Source organism: Actinokineospora enzanensis DSM 44649, from assembly GCF_000374445.1.
GTDB lineage: Bacteria > Actinomycetota > Actinomycetes > Mycobacteriales > Pseudonocardiaceae > Actinokineospora > Actinokineospora enzanensis.
The window spans coordinates 1-17,245 of sequence record NZ_KB894464.1; the positions used below are offsets into that span (position 1 = coordinate 1).

Genomic DNA, 17,245 nt, shown 5'->3' on the forward strand with positions numbered 1-17,245 from the left:
GAACGTCGACCATGTCTCGACCCGCCCACGACGTGCCTGACGGCACCGCCGGAAACGACCAAGTACATCCAGTACGAGGCCGTCCCGGCGGCACCGCCAGCCACGCCGATACACGCGTTCTGGGTCGCACCACTAGGTTGCCCACTGGACGCCATAAGGCATGCCAGGGTTCAGCGAGTGGAACCGGAGGTGGATTTCGCCCGCGCTGTCGACCTGGTGGTGTGTGGTTTCGACGAACTCACCTTGGCTGAGACCTCGGACGGCGCGTACTTCCGATGGCGCGTTGTTCTTGGCGAAACGCACGCACAGATCCAGGACGGTGCAGGGTCGGACGGGGATGAAGATCATGCGCGGCGGGGGCTCCGAGAGTTGCGCGTGGACAGCGAAGGAGTGGACTTCACGCCGGGACAACAGGGCGGGGAGGACAAGCCGACCGTCCGGGGTGAGTGTTCCGCCGTAGAGGACTCGGAGGCTGGTAGTGGGTTGCGTGGTCGCTATGTCCAGTTCACTCAGACCATCACTGGTGGCGATGACACGGTGTTGCTCCAGCAGTTCCGGTCGGGGTTCGTCCAGGGACAGGGCGATCCGCGACTCGGCGGTGTGCCAGCCCGGCGGCGGGGCGGTGGCCGATGCCTCGTCGACCATCTCCGCCATGTGGCCGATCGCCTCGTCGACGCGCCGGCGAATGGTGCGGGTGTCGCAGTCCTCCTCGTTGGCGGCCCACTGGACGCGATCCTGGTAGAGCGGTTGCCGAACCTCCTGGCCGAGGGCGAACGCGGCGACGGCGGCCACCGCCAGGTCCTCGGGGAGACGATCGGCCAACTCGGTGAGCGTGCTGGTCACCTTGCGCCGGATCACCGGCCTGCTATCGCCGGTGTCGATCGCGCAGACGGCGCGCAGGGCGGGGCCGACGCGGTCCTCGATGCGGCTGGCCAGCACGCCGCGGCCCTTGCGCAGCGACTTGAGCTCGCGGACCAGGCTCACGTGTCCGGTCATGGTTCCCTCCCTCGTGGACCGTCGTGGGCAGCCTGCAGCGGCGGTGTGGACCGGAAGTGGACAGATCGTGGATGGCTCAGCCGTGCCGCGGCGAGGCCGAGGAGGTCATGGACACCCGCAGGGCGGTGCCCATCCGGACGCCGTCACGACCGAGGAACACGCCGGACGTCCCGATCCGACACAGGACGAGATGGTCGGCCGCCCCGATGCCGAACGCGACCACACTCGGACTGGCCTGCCACCCGGGGTCCACCAGCGCGTCGTACGCGGTGTGCCATGTTGTGGGGTCGGTCGGTCTCCCGTCGGAGGCGAAGAACACGACCGGACGGCGCACCGGAGAGCGGCCTGCCTCGATCACCCGCATGTCCCGGTCGATGGTGTCGCGCAGGAATGCGAAAACAGGTCCGAAGTTGGAGCCGACCTTCGGCTGCGGTGCGGCCACCTCCGGCAGTTCCGCGAGGGGGCGCAATGGGTGCAACAACCGTGGCGCACCGGCGAAGCTGACGATACAGACCCGGACCAGCACGTCGGTGTCGGTCCCCGAGTCGCGGAACTCGCGCAGACCCGCGTTCAACTCGTCGAGGTGATCGGTCGTCGACGACGATACGTCACAGACCACATAGCACGGCAAGATCTCGGTACGCATCCGTCCTCCTCGTCTCGGTTCCCCGATCCTCTCCGGCCCGCGTCGACCGAAAGTGGACGAAATGTGGACGAGCCGATACCCGGGCGGCCGATTGCGCGATGTCCCCGGAGAGGTCAAGCTCGCACGCGGGGAGGCGGAGTGGACTTTCGGATGCTGGGACCGCTGGAGGCGTGGCACGACGGCGAACCTGTCTCGCTTGGTGACCAGCAGCAGCGGTACTTCCTGGTCGTGTTGCTGCTGCACGCGAACCGACCACTCTCCCCCGAACGGCTGGCCGAGGTCATCTGGCCCGGTCGCCCAAAGTACGTGTCACAGGTACGCCAGTACATCAGCAGGCTGCGTACCGCCTTCCGCGACGCCGACGACGTAGCCATCGAGAAGACGCCCACCGGCTACGTTCTGCGAGTCGCCGATAAGCAGGTGGACGTGACGCACTTCCAGCGGCTGTGCGAGGCGGCGCGCGGTGCGGGCGACCGTGCACGGGAGATCGAGCTCCTGCGCGCCGCGGTGGCCCTGCGGCGTGGTCGGTTCCTGGAGGACATCGACATCGACCGGGTGGGCGGATCCGACGTCGTGTTCTCGGACCAGGCGTACTTCGACGCCGTGGGGGACCTGGCCGAACTGGAGCTCGACACCGGTGACCACCGGTCGGCCCGGGACCGGTTGCGGGGCACGACCCGGATGGACCCGACGCAGGTGCGGCACGCCGCCCTGTTGATGCGCGCGCTTATCGCGGGTGGCGACCACCGCGGTGCCCGGTCGGTGTTCGCCGAGACCGAGGCCGCCGTCGGCGAGGATCTCAACCCGGTGCTGCGCACCCTCGTCGCGCTGGCCGAGCGCGGCGAGCCGGTCAGCTCTCTGCCATCACGCCCCGGCGGCTTCACCGGCCGCAAGGAGGAGCTCGCGGAGATCGAGGCCGCCGCGGCCATGGGCCGGGGCGTGGTATGGGTCAGTGGCGCGCCCGGCGTCGGCAAGAGCGGTCTCGCCGTGGAGGTCGCGCACCGGATGCGGGACCGATTCCCCGACGGGCAGTTGCTGGTACGCCTCAACGGCCACGCCCCCAACGTGCGGACCATGACCACCGAGGACGCGCTCTCCCAACTGCTGGTGGAGATGGGCCTGCCCGCCGAGCGGGTACCGGCCACCCTCGGTCGGAAATGCGCGCTGTACCAGGCGCTGCTGCATGACTCCAAGCGGCTCGTCGTCCTGGACAACGCCGAGTCCGCCGAGCACGTCCGCGCGTTGCTGCCCCAGGCTCCTGGCTGTTTCGTCATCGTGACCAGCAGGCGGATGGGGGAACCGGACACGGGAGAGCACATCCGGCTCGCGCCGCTGCCGCCAGACGAGGCGGTCGAGCTGTTCCGACGCATGGTCGACCCGCTGCGGGTGCGTGGCAGGTCGGCCGAGCTCGCCACCGTGGTCAAGCGGTGCGGGTATCTGCCGATGGCGATCCTGGTGGTGGCCGCGCAGCTGCGCAGGCACACGACCTGGCCGTTGGAGCACCTGTTGGGCCTGCTGGCGGAAAGCGGTCCGTGGCGCACCGACGGCGATGACCTCGCGGCCGCGGTGCGGATGTCCTACCAGCAGCTCGACAGCACCCGGCAGCGAATGTTCCGCCTGTTCGGTCACCTGCCGGGGCCACATCTCGACGTGGTGGGAGCCGCCGTCATGGCCGACTGCGCCCCGAGGGCCGCCCGCGCCGCGCTCGACCACCTGCACGAGGTGTGCCTGGTGGAGGAGGTCGCGCCGGAGCGATACCAGATGCTCGACCCGCTCAAGGAGTTCGCCGCCGCCGAACCGTCGCCGATCGCACCGACCGAGCCACGGGATGCCCTGGTGCGCCTGCACGACTACTACCTGGTCACGCTGACCTCGGCGGTGGGCACGGCGTATCCGTTCGACCGCGACCTCCAACCCACGACGGACCGCCGCAGCCCGCAGGCGCTCTCGTTCGTGGACGCGGGTCTCGCCCTCGCGTGGCTCGTCGCCGAACGTGACAACCTGGTGGCCGCCATCGCCCACGCGGCGGCCAACGGGTTGCCCGGACACGCCTGGCGGCTGGCCGTACTCCTGTGGCGCTATTTCCACACCAGCAACCAGTTCGAGGACTGGGTCAACACGTTGCGCCTGGCCAGGGAAATCGTGTCGGACCGCCCGGACGACTACGGCAAGGCGCACGTACTGCTGCGGCTGGCCACCGCGCACGACCGGCTCGGGCAGATCGCGGAGGCCCGGGGCCTGGCCCAGGAAGCACTGGTGGCCTGGGAGCGCCTCGGCGACGTGCGCGGTCAGGCCGCCACGTTGTGCGCGCTGGCCATCCCGACCATGGAGCTCGGCGAGCAGGAAGCCGCGACGGGACAGTTCGAGACGGCGCTGAAGAAGTACGAACAGTGCGCGGACCCGCGTGGCCAGGCGCACGCGTTGAGCATGCTCGGCCACATCGATGAGCTCAGCGGCGATTTGCGTTTGGCGTTGCGCAGGCACGAGGCCGCGGTGCCGCTCCTACGCGAAGTCGGTCATGTGCAGGGACTGGCGCACGCGCTGAACAACCTCGGCACGGTCCAACTGCGACTCGGGTTCCCGAGCGAGGCGTTGGACAACCATGTGGAGGCCTACGAACACGCGGAGGAGAGGGGCGACCGCTGCACCGCGGCCTACGCCTTGAACTACATCGGGAATGTGCACCGGGCACAAGGCAACCTGACCGAGGCCGCACACCACCACTCGCTCGCCCAAGCCGTCGCGGCCGACCTGTCCGATGCCGACCTGCGCACCCGCCTGCACCACGATCGCGGCGAGACCGCCCTGGCCATGGGGAACCTCGTGGAGGCGCGCCGCAACTTCGCCGCCGCCCTCGACCTCGCCGACTCCGATGGCAACCGCGGCCACCAGGCCCACGCCCATCATGGCCTCGCCCGGACCCTGCACCTGAGCGGGAAGCACGCGGACGCCGTGATCCACTGGCGGCACGCCGAAACCGCCTTTGCCGACCTCGGCCAACCGGAGGAGGCGGAGATCCGTGCGGCGCGGTCCGTCTTCGACTGCGCCTGCCACCAGCCGGATTGATCGACATGCCCGACAGCGGAGCGGCACCCGAGGGTCGCCTGAGTTCGGCTATCGGAGCGGTCCGGGAAATCAGCCGACGGACGACGGGCACCGGATCCACCAGGCTGCTTGTCGTCAGCCCGGCGGGTCCGGTGTCTCCCGCGTCGAGGTCGTCAGTGCTGGTGCAGCACCTTGCCCAGGTCCGGGTAGATCTCGCGGACCGCCCCGTGGTTACGCCAGCGGGCCAAGGTCCTGGCCAGGTCACGCAGGTCCAGTCGGATCGTGGCGGAGTCCACGTGGGCAGCGTCGTCGAGGGTTTCGGCCAGGGTGCGGCAGCTCTGGTCGATCTCGCCGGACAGGGCATGCGCCAGCGAGCTGCGGACTCCGAAGCGGGCGCGGGAACGACGGGACGTGGCGGGGAGGACGGCGACCGCCGCGTCCAGCACCGCTGCCGATTCCCCTGCCCTGCCGAGATCGCACAGTGACCAGCCCCTGGCCAACTCCACGGGTTCCGCCGCCGTCGTACCGAGGAGCGGGTACGCCCGGGTGTCCGACTCGGCGGTGGCCATCAGCTCCACCGCGCGGTCCAACGCCCGCAGGTAGGCGTCTCGGTCACCGGCCAGCGCGTGCCCTTGGGCCTCGCGCCGGGAAGCCATGGCCAGGGTACGTCGGCTCGGTCTGCCGACCTCTCGGGCCTGCCTGGCCAGTTCGATGGTGCGAACCGGGTCTTGTCGGTAGAGCGCCAGCCCGGCCTCGCGGACCAAGGCGTAGCTGCCGATCTCGTCGTCGCCGCCTACGCGGGCCAGCTCGGCGGCGTGCCGGGTCCACCACAGCGCATTCCGCTCGTCTCCCGCCTCCTGACTCATCCACCCGGTGTACTCGGCGATCCGGCCCGCGAGGAGTAGCAGGCGCGTCCTGGCAGGCCCGGCGTTCTCCCGGGCCAACGCGTGCACGGTGCGCACGTTGGCGATCAGCGGCTGCAGCACCATGGCTGGGCTGGCCTGCTGGCCAAGCGCACGCAGGTGCTCGAAGGAAACGCGCATCCCGTCGATGACCTGGTCGTCCACCGCGGGCCGCGGCCCACCCACCAGCGCGAGGCCGAGCACGGTGCCCGCGGCCAGTACCTGCCTGCGGTCGAGCGTCGTCGCGACGTCACGTGGTCCAGTCGCCCCGGCCTCGATGAGCTTGCCGTCCGCGTCGAGCGCGGCATCGCAGAGCCGGGCCAGCGTCGTGTTCGGCGGTTTCCGGCCATTTTCGATCTTACTGAGGTAGCCTTTGCTGTAATTGACCCGCTTCGCCAGTTGCGAGAGCGACACCCCGGCCGCGGTGCGGTATTCTCGAAGCCGCTCCGCGAATGATTCGGTCACCGTTCCTCCCCACTTTCAGCCACCCCGAGTACACCATCGCGACTTGGCGGACGCAATTGCCTGCAGACCCAGGTGGTCCGGCAGGCAATCGAGCCCAGGCCATCAGCCGTGCCAGGGGTTGCCCTCGGTGGTGACCATGGTCGTCGTGGTGGGCGGTGAAACCTTCGACTCGTCGTCGGCGAAGGTGGCCGAACCGCCGCCGACGGCAAGGCACAGCGTTGCCGGGACCAAGCACAGCGCGGCGAGGAAAGTGGACACGGTTTTGGACATGGCGAATCCTTCAGTCAATTGTGCGTGATTGAGGCGATCGGGATGTTCCCGCTGACCACCTCAAGGATTCAGCCTGCCCGAACGGCCAACAAGGTGTTTCCCGTTTCCCGGCGCGGTGGGCACCGGTCACTGCCCGGTATCCACAGTTCATCCACCTCCGGTCCACACGTCACCCCGATGCTGCCCCGGTACACCGTCAAACCCGCCATGGCGGGAGAACCCGAGGAGATCGAGTGACAGACCTGGCCACACACGACAGGGCCGACCGGATCAGCGCCGTCGAGGACCCGAACGCGGACAGCAGCGCCTTCGACGTCGCGATCTCCTTCGCCGACGGGCGGCAGGGCGCGGCTGCGGCATTGGTCGAGGCGTGCGAACAGCGCGGGCTGACCGTGCTGCACAGGCCGGACTACACCCACGACTGGTGGGCGAGCACGGATCTGCCCGACGCACGGGTCCGGTACTTCGTGCCGCTCGTGTCGGCGGTCGAGGAGTTCACCGAGGCCACACTGCGAGCGGTCAAGGCGGGCGACGAATACGTGCTGCCGATCTTCGTCGGCGACGTCGCCGTGCCCGCTGAGCTGCTGCACCCGCACGTGACCTACCTGCGCGCCGACGAGCACCACGCTGACCGGTGCGTCGACGTCCTGGCCACCAGGGTCGAGGCGGCGGAAGCGGCCAACCTGGACCGGACACGGCTGGTCGACCTACTGGGTCGGGTCAAGAAGCACGCCAATTCCGCAGGCACCCCGGTGACCTTCAGCCGGTACGCCGAACAGGACGCGACGCTGCGCTACCTGGGTGCCCAGTTCGCCGCCGCGCTGCCCGGCCTCGACCGGCACCGATTCACCGGCACCGTGCACGCAGGCGACGCGCGAATCGCCGTGCGGGTGGAGCAGGCGGGTGACCCCGTGTTCGCCCTCGACATCCAGCGTGGCGGCATCGGCGGTGACGAGACGGTGAACTTCGTGCTGGGCAGGCACGACGCGGGGAGCGCGTGCAGCAACGGCTGGGCCCGACCTGTGTACGACGCGGAGGCGGGTGCCCTCCTCGAACTGCGCGACCTCTCGCTGCTCGGTGGTGGTTCCACCACCCGCACCCTGCCCAAGGAGGAACTGTTCACCGCGCTCTGGGAGCGGCTCATCGAGGTGATCACCACCACCGTGCGCTGACCGAACGCGAGAACGGGCGTGCTCCCCGCCTCACCAAGGCGGGGAGCACGCCCGTTCTCGCGTCTATTCCGGACAACTGTCGCGCGCCCGGTCGAGCACCTCTTCCAACCGCAGCGGGCTGGGTGGGTGGTGGCTCAGGCACAGGGGTGCCCGCATGCGGCGGAACCCGATGCCATCCCCGGTGACGTAGAACTCACCCCTGTCCAGCTTGGCGATGTCGGCCACCGCACTTCCCTTGGCCCTGGCGACCTCATTGGCCGCGGCGATCTGCGTCGCGTTGTTGAGCCTGCCGAAGAACTGGGTCGTGGCGTTGCCGGTGACCTGGTTGTGCACGCCTTTGGGTGCTTGCGTGGCCAACACCAGCCCAAGCCCGTACTTGCGGGCCTGGGAAGCCAGGAGAATCGTGCTCTCCGTGCTCGCGGTGGTCCCACCCGAGGGGGCGATCATCTGCGCCTCGTCCATCACCAGGAGGCCGCCGAGTGGTCGGTCCACCGCCGGGTTGTGCTTGAGCCAGGCGAAGACCTCCAGCTGCAGCTGGCTGACGAACCCCTGCCGCTGCTCCTCCGCGGGCAACCCGACGAAGCTGATCACCGACACGCGCGCCCGGTACCCCGGGCCCGGGGTCAACAGCATTCCCGGGTCAGTCGGTTCGCCCGAGCCACCCAGCAGGGGGTCGTTGACCATCGCGGCCCGCAGTGTCTCCGCCACGTCCGCCGCGGTGGCGACGCCGGTCTTGAGCCTGCTGACACCCTCCGGCAGCTCGGCGAGCAGTTCGACGAGCTCGGCCAGGTCGCGCTTGCCCGTGCGCGCGTAGTGCCGCAACACCTCGCGCAATACCGCCTTCCCGCGTGCGGCTGACTTGGTCTTACCGTCCACTTTGGCGTGTGGTGCCAGCCGCGCCACCGCGGCCTCCAACGCCGCGGTGAACTCGTCGGAGTCCGCGCCGACCTCCGTGAGGTCCGGCAGCGGGTGGAAGCTGAGCGGTCGACCACCTTGCCTGCCTGGCGTCCAGACCACGACCTCGGTGCCCGCGAGGTATTCCTCGGCCGTCCGGGCGTCCTCGGGTCGCCACCCCTCGGGTGGGTCGGGCCAGGCGTCACCGAGCCGAGCGAGGTCGTTGTTGGGGTCGAGCACGATCGCCGACACCCCGCGCAGCGCGCACTCCTCGACGATCCGGCGCAGCAACACGGTCTTCCCGCTCCCGCTTCCCGCGATGATCATCACGTGCTTGCGCAGCGATTCCAGCCGGACGCGGATCTCACCACCCAGGTCGAGCGCGACCTCGTCGGGCGACAACGGTTCCGCCGCGGGCGGCGGGCGGGTCTCCTGGTGGCCTAGGGCCGACTTGTCCAGACCGGGCAGGATCTCCCGCAGGAACGTGGTCGTGCTGACCGGCTTGCGTGCCGCCAGCCAGGCCAACAGCCGGTGCGACTGCTTGGCCAGCATCACGTTGAGGGCGCTGAACGTGCGCAGGTCGTCATCGGTGATCTCGACCCGTCTGCCACCCGCGCTGATGACGGCGGCGACCTCGTTCCTGGTCACCGCGCCGGTCCACCCCTGCCTGCCGTTCCCGATCACGATCAGGTGCCGGTTGGCCACGCCCGGCCGGATCCCCCCCGACTCGCGGGCCGCGCGCAAGCGCTTGAGCACCCGGTTGCCGTGCGCACTGGCGATGAGCCGGAACGACCAGCGCTGCTTGACGTCCAACTGCTCGTCGATCGTCCGGTGCAGGGTCGCGTGGACCTCGTCGCCGCCGGGCAGCGCCTTGACCGACCACCGCAGGTCGTCGTTGCCGACCTCGATGATCCACGCCTCCAAGCCCGCGTACAGCAGCTTGGGCATCACGTCGTCCTCGTTGTGCTGCTTGAGTTCGGCCGCGCGGATGTCGGCCTTCTCCCGCAGGTGCGAGAACCGGGCATCGAGTTCGTCGAAGTAGTCGAGTTCGGGCACGACGACCTGCTCGCGCACCGCCGGTCGCTGCTCGTCGAACGACGTCAACTCCCGGATCTCGCCGTGCAGGCAGGACTCCGCGTGCGCGTGGACACGCATGAGCAGCTGCCTCGGGGTGTAGCTGGTCCACGTGTCCTCGCCGAACGCGGTGGGCGCCACCGGCCACGTCGGGTGCGGTGGGGTGAACCCGATGCGCTGGTAGACAACGCTCAACCACCGCTGCACGAACGTCGTGCCGACCCGCGGATCGGCGATGGAACCGAGGATCGGCGCCTCGGTGAACCGGTCGCCGAACGAGTCACTGGCGGCCGAGTGCAGCATCTTCCAGGTGTTGGGCAGGCAAGCCACGATGGACAGGGTGCGTCGCGTCGTCTCGCGCAGCTGCATCATCCCGTCGGCCAGCAGGGCGAGTTGCAGGCTCAGCTCCGGACCGCTCACCCGCTCGTCGGTGGCTCCCTGCGCCATGTTGACCAGGGTGTCGAGCTGGTCGATCGCCACCACGCACGGACCGGTGAGCGCGAGCACCCGCGACATGTCGCGCACCAGCTGCCTCGGCGCCGTCTCCGTGGCGTGGATTCCCCACTCCGCGAGTTCGGTGCTGTGGCCGCCCGCCAAGAACGTTTTGCCGAGATGCGCGTGCTCGGAGGCGTAGAGCACCAGCGCCCGGATCGTGTCACCGCACTCGACCGCGATTCGGGTATCCACCCTGCGCAAACAGCCGATGAAGTCCCGGAGGTGGTCGGGAGTCAGCGGTACCTCGCCCAGCACCGGAGCCGCCACCGAGGTCGGCACATCGGCTGCCGCGCACAACTGCCGGAGGAACCGGATGATCTGGGTCTGACCATCGTCTCCCGCCCGGTGCAGCTCGCCGCGCATGGCATTGGCGACGTCGTCCCAGAACGCAGGTCCGGTGGTGAGTTCGACCAGGAAGAAGTACCCGTCCACGGCCTGGACCATGTTGCGCACCGAACCGAGGAGGTGTGTCTTGCCTGCACCCTTCTGCCCCTGCAGGACCACACCGATCGGGCTGGGGCCGGTGCTGGCCTTCGCGTCGAGGACACTGGCCCGGATCCGGTGCTGGACTTTGACGTGGATGTCCTCCACGTGCGAAGGCGAGGTGCGCCACACGTCGTCCGGCGCCTCGACGGAGTTGAAGCGGAGCGCGGCCAGCGCCTCGCGCAATTCCTCACTCATGATTCCTCGATCGCCATCAGGTGCTTGTCCTCGCCGCCGATCCGGATGGCGGCGGCGTGGTCGACATCGACGAGCGCCTTGCGGTTTGAGTCGGGCGCCAGGTGCAGGCCGCCCGCGCGGAGCATCGCCAGCAACACCTCGTCGACCTCGGCCTTGTCCGCCCCGTTGAGCGCGGGCCGCAACTTGGCCAACCGCACCCAGTCCTGCGGCTTGACCGACAACTCCCGGTAGACCCGCACGATCAGCGACTCCAGATCGTCCGGGTGTGCGACCCCGGGGTGCAGGAAACCGAAAATCGACCCCTGGGCGAGCACTTGATCGAGCACCGCTCTGGTGAAGTCGAGCACCACTCGCGCCAGACCTGACTTCGCGGCAGGCTCGATGCGCACCAATTCCCGCTCGCACCAGGCGATGCCGTCTTTGGTGATCTCGTGCACGAACGGTTTGCGATCGGTCCGGCTTCGCAGCAGCCCGTCCTTGTTCAACCGTTCGCGGCCGGGCTTGTCCAGCGGCACCCCATACTGCGTCTTCAACTCCGTGTTGCTGACCTCCCTGTTCGCCATCATCAGTGCTATCAACGCGGCCTTCTCGATGGCCAGGTATTTCTCCGACATGGTGCCACCTCTCATTCGGTGAAGGATCGGATACGGCGGTCGATCCGCTCGCGCAGCGCGGCGATCCCCGCCCGCAGGTCTGGCGGAACCGTTGCCCCACCGCCGTTCACGCGGAACTTGTTCAGCCCTTCCAGGCCGGTGGACAGCCCGCGCAACAGGGACAGCTCACCGCTGTCCAACGCGGCCGCCATGTCTTGCAGGACCTGTTCGACCAAGGCGAACTGCGCGGGGTAGGGCATCTCGACCGGGACGGCGCGCAGTGCGGCCGCGGCCTGGCGCAGCACGTCTTGGTCGTTGTCGGTCGCGGGCGTTGGTCCCCCGGCGATCAGGCCGTGCAACTCGCGCGCCACATCCACCGGCCGGGTGGCCGGTGCCAGCTCCAATGGCCTCAGGTTGCGCAGGAACCCCGGCAGTTGCGCTCGATCGGTGCCGTGGGTCAGCACGCAGAACAGCTGTCGCTCGTCCCCGTCGGGGTCAAGCGCGTGGCGGAGGAACCGCTCCGCCTCGGTGATCTGCCACCGGCTCACCTCGCCGTCGACCACCAGGCACAGGTGCTTGGCGGGCTCGCGCGCGTTGTCGAGGAAATCCACGTTCGCCGACAGCGACTGGTCGACCCGCACGCCGAGAGCGTGCAACTCCGTGATCAGCTCGGTGGCCACCCGCTGTGCCGAGCGAGGACTGGACACCAGCAGGTCGAGTTCGAACTCGCGACGGCGGGACCTGGCCGCGGCGACGTAGGCGTCCCGGTTGTCCACCAGCAGGTCGGTGCGGTCGAACTGCTGGCAGATGACCGCCGCCACCGTCTCCAGCGCGTACGCGATCTGCTCCGGTGTGGGCGTCAGCTCCTCCCGTACCGGCAACTGCTCCCCGAAGCTCCAGTACGAGATGTAGGGCAGCGTGAGGTGGCGCAGCATCAGTTCTTCGGGAACGCTCTTGGCCAACCAGTTGGCGAACAGCGGGGCGACGACCTCGGCACACCTGTGGTGCCACTCCTCCGCGCGCTGGTACTCCACCCTGCTGTCGAACCGCGAGAGGATCGGCAGGACCATGTGCTGGGGCCGGTCGTAAGGCAGCTTGTCTCTGGCGGTGTTCGCGCGGTCCGCGACATCCACCACGTCGGCGAGGTTCTGGTCGTTGGCGGTGAATACGACGACCAGTCGGTCCGGCAGGTGCGCGGTGCAGATGCCTGCGGTGTCGGAGATGCCGGTGCGGCTATCGATCAGCACGAAGTGGTAGTCCTCGGCCCACTTCTCCCGGCACCGCTCCAGGAACGGCGCGAAGCCGCGCTCGTACAGGTCCGCCCAATCGATCCGCTGCATCCGGCTCAGATAGGACGGGTGCGTGCGACGCGGATTGTCGGGATCCAGCCCGCCCGCGGCCAGCAGGTCAAGGGAGCCGTCCCCGATGTCCACGCTGACGATGTGCTGCCTGGGGGACTCCGCGCCCGTGAGGAAGTCGTAGGCAAGGTCTATCACGCCACCTTCGGGCAGAGTGGGCAGTAGGGAGTGGAAGTAGTGGTGCAGACCCGGTGCCTCAAGGTCCCAGTCGACGACCAGCACCTTGCGACCCCAACGGGCCAACAACACGGCCACGTTGGCCAGCGTCGAACTGCGCCCCACGCCACCTTTGTAGGAGTAGAACGTGATGACGGTGCCGGTCATCGGTCGTCCACTTGGCCCTGGTCACCAGGCTGCTCCGGGTCGGTAGGCCGCACCGGTTCACCGAACCTGGGGATGGGTGGCGGCGGCCGGAGTACCGGGTCGGGGTTGACCACCAGCGGCCAGTCCGGTTGCCACTCGGGCACTCGTCGCAACCTCTGCGCCAGGTCTGTGGCGAACTCGACCACCTTGTCGTGAAACTGAGCGTAGCGACGCGTGATCTGGAACACCATGTCCGGATTGGACACTTCCTTGAAGTTCCACCACGAGAACTCCCACGCCTCAGGTGGGAAGTCATCGGAGTCGGCGAACAGGATCGGGTAGATCAGTCCTTCCGGAACCCGTCCACCACCGATTCCGAGCCTCTTGTTCCGCTCTTGCATACTGCGGAACTCCGCCATGCACCATGGAGACTCGAAGTAGGCTGGGGCGAACAGCGGGACGATGACCTTGCTGCGCAGCAGGGCCTGTTGGAGATCACTCGGCCAGTGCGCACCCTTGGGAATCGACATCCGATCCATGTACACCGTCGGCGCGGGCGACATCTGATCGGCCAGGCACTCGACCAGCCGGGTGTAGAAGTGGTTCAACAACCACTTCTGCGCGTTCCCCTTGCGGCTGTAGCTTATGAACACATCGTATTTGTAGCCGGACACGGACGAAATCGTAGGGAGTGGTACGGCGGCGGAAAAAGACGCAAAAGTGGTCAAGCCCGGCGATATCGGCCAAAAACTGGACAATCACCGTCGAACACCGGCCGAGGCCCGGGTCGCGAGCCACACCGGCATGGCGATGGGCTCCGTACTCGTAGGTGCGCTCGTCGAGGTCCAACAGCCGAGCGAACCTCTTCGGAGAGGAACGTGACAACCAACCGGGTGGCTGCGAGTTCACCGAGACGACCCGCGAAGAGGTTTCCGTCGCTGACCAGGCACAACACGCAACACCGGCGGCAGATCGAACAATCAAACTGCGGTCAACAAGCGGCCGAAATGCCGAACGGCCCGCCGGTATCAGGTACCGACAGGCCGTCTCACCAGCGTGAACAATCTGGTGGAGCTTCTCCGCCGTTATTCGAACCGTCCTGACCTCGTGGGCCCCCTGGTCGACGTCCTGCGCCGGATCAACGACGCGGACCAGGACGGACACGAGACCGTCACCACGATCGAGGGCAGGACAGCCTCTCCTGACCACGTGCGGCAGATCCTCACAGAGCAGGACGTCACGGAGCTGATCGAAGCCTACCGACAGGGAGCGACAGCCAAGGCGTTGGCCGAGCGGTACGGAGTGCATGTGGGGACGATCAAGAAGAAGCTGCGGAAGCACGGCGTGAAGCGGTCCCCAACATCTGCCATCAGGTGAGAGACTCCTTAAGATCACTCAAATCCTCAGGGTTCTCGTCATCGATGCCAAAGTGAGTCGACAAGCTGCGCAACAGCTCGATCGCTGCGGTCAAGATTTCTCCGAACGCACTATTGTACCCAAGTTCTTCGACTCGGAAGTAGACGAGTGCGCGCTCGTACTTCTCACCCTTGACGTGCGCAGGCCCGCTTCTGAGATCCTGGAGATTGCGCAGTAAGGGAAGTCGTTCCCCAGATGCAAGGAAATCTCTGACCGCCAGATACTTCTCCAGTTTGCTAATCCCAGCTTCACGCTCTTCAACTTCAATATACTTCTTAATCTCTTTTTCGTTGATGCGCTCGATCAAAACTTTGGCCAGCGCCATGACCTGAGAATCAAACTCGGCCTGATTGCCGTCTTCGGGGAGATGTAGAGTGTCGAAGTAGTGCGCGTCAGCAGCCTTTAGCGGCTTGAAGAAATACCACCCGAACTCATCGTGCCATTTCTGGCCGAACTGTTCATAGCGGGACTTGAAAAGAAGGTCTGGGGCTTCGGGCTCTAGCCACTGCCCCAGGATGCTTCGACCAAAGTATGTAGCACTGATCTTACCATCGGGCACGACATTGAAGCTCTTCCAATAGACCTGTTCCTTGTGTGGGAGATTCCCAAGGTCACCAAGGAAGACAGTCACATACGTGGGATGGTTGTTATCAATTCGCAGTCCCCACGAACTAGCACACGAGACATAACTATCAGATACCGTGTATCGGCGCGCCTCGTTGTAGTACTTGCCGAGTACGTTCCTTCGAAAGAAGACGGGCGTCAAGAAATGCGGAGCGCCAGCATTCTTCCCGAAGTAGTTCGAGAGGTTCTCCTCGTCGCAGGTAAAGAGCTTCTCATGCCCGTCCTCGTCTGTGCCAATAATGAACTCTTCATAGCGTTGATCCCGATCCCACGGTTTGCGATCAGGCCTGGGAGCGCTCGCGCGCACGACCTTCTTGCCACGCAGACAGCCGATCGACTTAGCCGACGCATAGGCGGAAATATACGTCCAAGGTGGCAGGAGGAATTGGTTGTACATGTAATCGTCTGTGACGACTGTCCATCTGCCCTCGCCCTCAACACCAAGCTCCTGAGGCGACGACTCCGACGTGCGAGTGTACTCAAAGAAGATCAGAAGACACAAGTCGCGCGCCGCCAAGTACTCTTTGATATACCGAAGGCGAACTTGAACGAGGTCAGGAGATACCCGTGCCACGTCGATCTCATCGCCTGCCTCGTCAAAGAGAAAGTGGCGACCCGACCTGGAGTCAACGCACAGATTGTGGAACAGCCGAAACTCTTCAGATAGCTCGATGTATGAGGCTGCAGCGCCGGGAAAGCTCCGACAGTGAACGAACGGCTCGACAGGTTTGTCACCTATCCTGATAAAGCGAAAAGTATCCCCATTACCGTAGCTCTCGTAGCCCGGGCCACCGTCTCCTACCAGCAGATCCCAGTCTGCATCGGCGAACGTCTGCGACAGATAATCCGGCTGGGCCAGGGCGCAAAAATAGGTCATCGAGGTCTTCGCGTCCATCGGATCGAACCGATACAAAGTCAGCCACTCTTCCGCACCAAGGCGGCCGTCGACGTGGTCGCGTAGATCCGCGAACATCATTCGTGCTATCTCGTTGTCGCTGACGCTCATACCTTCTTCCAACCTTGCTCGATTCGTTTCCTCCATATTATCTCACAGGACACGATCAATCCCGTGCAGTCAGGGAATCACTACTTGCCGTACACCGTAGGCAACCCATCGGCGGCACGTTCGAGAAACAGTCGATACCCACTAATGTCACGAAGGCGTGTCGTCATCACGGATGCCTCCAAACCAGCTTCAAGCAAGAGAATGCATCGCAGCAACCACCTCAGAGATTCGACAACGGTCGCCAATTTGTCTATACTGCCCTCGTCCAGGAAGCCAGCCGTGCGATGAGCGTACTTGTTCCTTGCTTCAGAGACCTCATTCGCCCACCTATTAACCCTTCCGCAAATTTCAGGAGCGGCACTCGCGACTATTTGCGCCAACCCCTTCAGGCGGTACGGGTATCCAGGTTCGTGAAGATGTGTCAACATGCCCCGCAGGATGTCAGTAATCTGCGCGTCCATGTCTGCTACCGCAGCGAGGACTCGCTTCCTTACCTCATCACAGACCGCGACCTCTAGACGAGTAATCTCTGGAAAGAGGCGCGAATGGAGGCCTTCTGCGACGGTCGTCATCTCAAGCAACTCAGTCTCAAGTCTCATGGTGGCTTGACGCGCAGAGAATCGCGCCACCACGGGTGGGAGAGGTCCGAGCCGTTCCACCTTGTCCAGCCAGGCGGCTACCCCACGAAATTTTAGATCAGAAAGGCTTGCGAGCTTGTCAAGCCGCTCTGTGTGTGCCTCTGCATGACGAATGTAGCTCGCCCCCAGGGTAACCCAACTCTCACCATCAAGAGTCAGTTCGATAGCACTGAGTTCGTTGACTTCGCCTACACAAAGTGTGACTAGCGTCGATAGTGGAGTCACAATTTGGCGGTCGATCTCCTGCCAAGTGCTCGGTTGAAGGCCAACAACTTTCAGCCAAACTTCTCGCTCAATCGAACCACCGCGGACGTTCGGGCCTCTCACCACGGCAGTCTGTGACACGGTAAACGTACCGCCCGAAGCGAGGGTCGCTGAACCGCACCGGGGTGCTTGGAGATCAGGTTACTAACGTCTTGGTGACTGTAGCAGATTTGTTCTGGGTGTAGTAGAGGGTTTCGTATTCGGCGGGCGGGATGTTGCCGATCGCGCTATGGAGTCGGCGGTGATTGTACCAGTCCACCCACTCCAGGGTGGCGATTTCCAGTTCGTCGACAGTCTTCCACGGTCCCTTCTTGCGGACGAGTTCGGTCTTGTACAGGCCGATCACCGATGCGGCCATTGCGTTGTCGTATGAATCACCGGTAGTGCCGACCGAACAGCGTGC

The 17,245-nt window shown here is 65.9% G+C and carries 14 protein-coding genes; 3 read left to right on the forward strand and 11 right to left on the reverse strand.

All coding sequences use genetic code 11. The features are described from left to right. Positions 1–132: 132 nt before the first annotated feature. Together C503_RS46545 and C503_RS0136180 are read right to left on the reverse strand one after the other, a co-directional pair. Positions 133–996, reverse strand: coding sequence for a hypothetical protein (locus C503_RS46545; protein WP_018687099.1), 864 nt, complete (start codon positions 994–996; stop codon positions 133–135). 76 nt (positions 997–1,072) lie between these two features. Beyond that, the gene (locus tag C503_RS0136180; RefSeq protein WP_018687100.1) at positions 1,073–1,642 is read right to left on the reverse strand and encodes a vWA domain-containing protein; all 570 of its coding nucleotides are present in this window, start codon (positions 1,640–1,642) and stop codon (positions 1,073–1,075) included. A 150-nt stretch (positions 1,643–1,792) separates the two neighbouring features. On the opposite strand from C503_RS0136180, the gene C503_RS0136185 reads away from it, so the two are divergent. Next, entirely contained in the window at positions 1,793–4,708 is a 2,916-nt protein-coding gene (locus C503_RS0136185) for an AfsR/SARP family transcriptional regulator (protein ID WP_018687101.1), read from the forward strand. A gap of 152 nt (positions 4,709–4,860) precedes the next feature. Here the strand turns inward: C503_RS0136185 and C503_RS0136190 are convergent, their stop codons facing one another. Beyond that, on the reverse strand, positions 4,861–6,054 hold the full coding sequence (locus C503_RS0136190) for a helix-turn-helix domain-containing protein (RefSeq protein WP_018687102.1): 1,194 nt from the start codon (positions 6,052–6,054) through the stop codon (positions 4,861–4,863). Positions 6,055–6,156: 102 nt separating this feature from the next. Further along, positions 6,157–6,324, reverse strand: coding sequence for a hypothetical protein (locus C503_RS46550; RefSeq protein ID WP_018687103.1), 168 nt, complete (start codon positions 6,322–6,324; stop codon positions 6,157–6,159). Between the two features lie 233 nt (positions 6,325–6,557). On the opposite strand from C503_RS46550, the gene C503_RS0136200 reads away from it, so the two are divergent. After that, complete coding sequence (locus C503_RS0136200) at positions 6,558–7,496, forward strand: hypothetical protein (RefSeq protein ID WP_018687104.1); 939 nt, start codon at positions 6,558–6,560, stop codon at positions 7,494–7,496. A gap of 63 nt (positions 7,497–7,559) precedes the next feature. On the opposite strand, the gene C503_RS0136205 is transcribed toward C503_RS0136200, so the two are convergent. The 4 genes from C503_RS0136205 to C503_RS0136220 are packed head-to-tail and all read right to left on the reverse strand — an operon-like array spanning position 7,560 to position 13,622. Then, a complete protein-coding gene (locus tag C503_RS0136205) occupies positions 7,560–10,640 on the reverse strand; it encodes an ATP-binding protein (protein WP_018687105.1) in 3,081 nt (1,026 codons plus the stop codon). Next, positions 10,637–11,254: a hypothetical protein gene (locus tag C503_RS0136210; RefSeq protein ID WP_018687106.1), complete on the reverse strand. Its 618-nt coding sequence runs from the start codon at positions 11,252–11,254 to the stop codon at positions 10,637–10,639. The genes C503_RS0136205 and C503_RS0136210 overlap by 4 nt, the downstream gene beginning before the upstream one ends. 11 nt (positions 11,255–11,265) lie before the next feature. Next, the gene (locus tag C503_RS0136215; protein WP_026317057.1) at positions 11,266–12,915 is read right to left on the reverse strand and encodes a tyrosine-protein kinase family protein; all 1,650 of its coding nucleotides are present in this window, start codon (positions 12,913–12,915) and stop codon (positions 11,266–11,268) included. Continuing rightward, on the reverse strand, positions 12,912–13,622 hold the full coding sequence (locus tag C503_RS0136220) for a TIR domain-containing protein (protein ID WP_245572676.1): 711 nt from the start codon (positions 13,620–13,622) through the stop codon (positions 12,912–12,914). Before C503_RS0136220 ends, C503_RS0136215 begins: the two co-directional genes overlap by 4 nt. Before the next feature lie 328 nt (positions 13,623–13,950). Between C503_RS0136220 and C503_RS0136225 the strand changes: the two genes are divergently transcribed. Then, complete coding sequence (locus C503_RS0136225) at positions 13,951–14,271, forward strand: helix-turn-helix domain-containing protein (RefSeq protein ID WP_245572677.1); 321 nt, start codon at positions 13,951–13,953, stop codon at positions 14,269–14,271. Here the strand turns inward: C503_RS0136225 and C503_RS42260 are convergent. The 3 genes from C503_RS42260 to C503_RS42265 all read right to left on the reverse strand — a co-directional run. Beyond that, positions 14,264–15,940: a hypothetical protein gene (locus C503_RS42260; protein WP_018687109.1), complete on the reverse strand. Its 1,677-nt coding sequence runs from the start codon at positions 15,938–15,940 to the stop codon at positions 14,264–14,266. The two genes, C503_RS0136225 and C503_RS42260, sit on opposite strands and share 8 nt — an antisense overlap. Before the next feature lie 80 nt (positions 15,941–16,020). Further along, positions 16,021–16,905 (reverse strand): HEPN domain-containing protein, encoded by an 885-nt coding sequence (locus tag C503_RS46555; RefSeq protein ID WP_156893770.1) that lies wholly within the window; start codon positions 16,903–16,905, stop codon positions 16,021–16,023. A 73-nt stretch (positions 16,906–16,978) separates the two neighbouring features. Next, the coding region (locus tag C503_RS42265; RefSeq protein ID WP_033401444.1) for an integrase core domain-containing protein at positions 16,979–17,245 on the reverse strand (267 nt) is incomplete at its 5' end.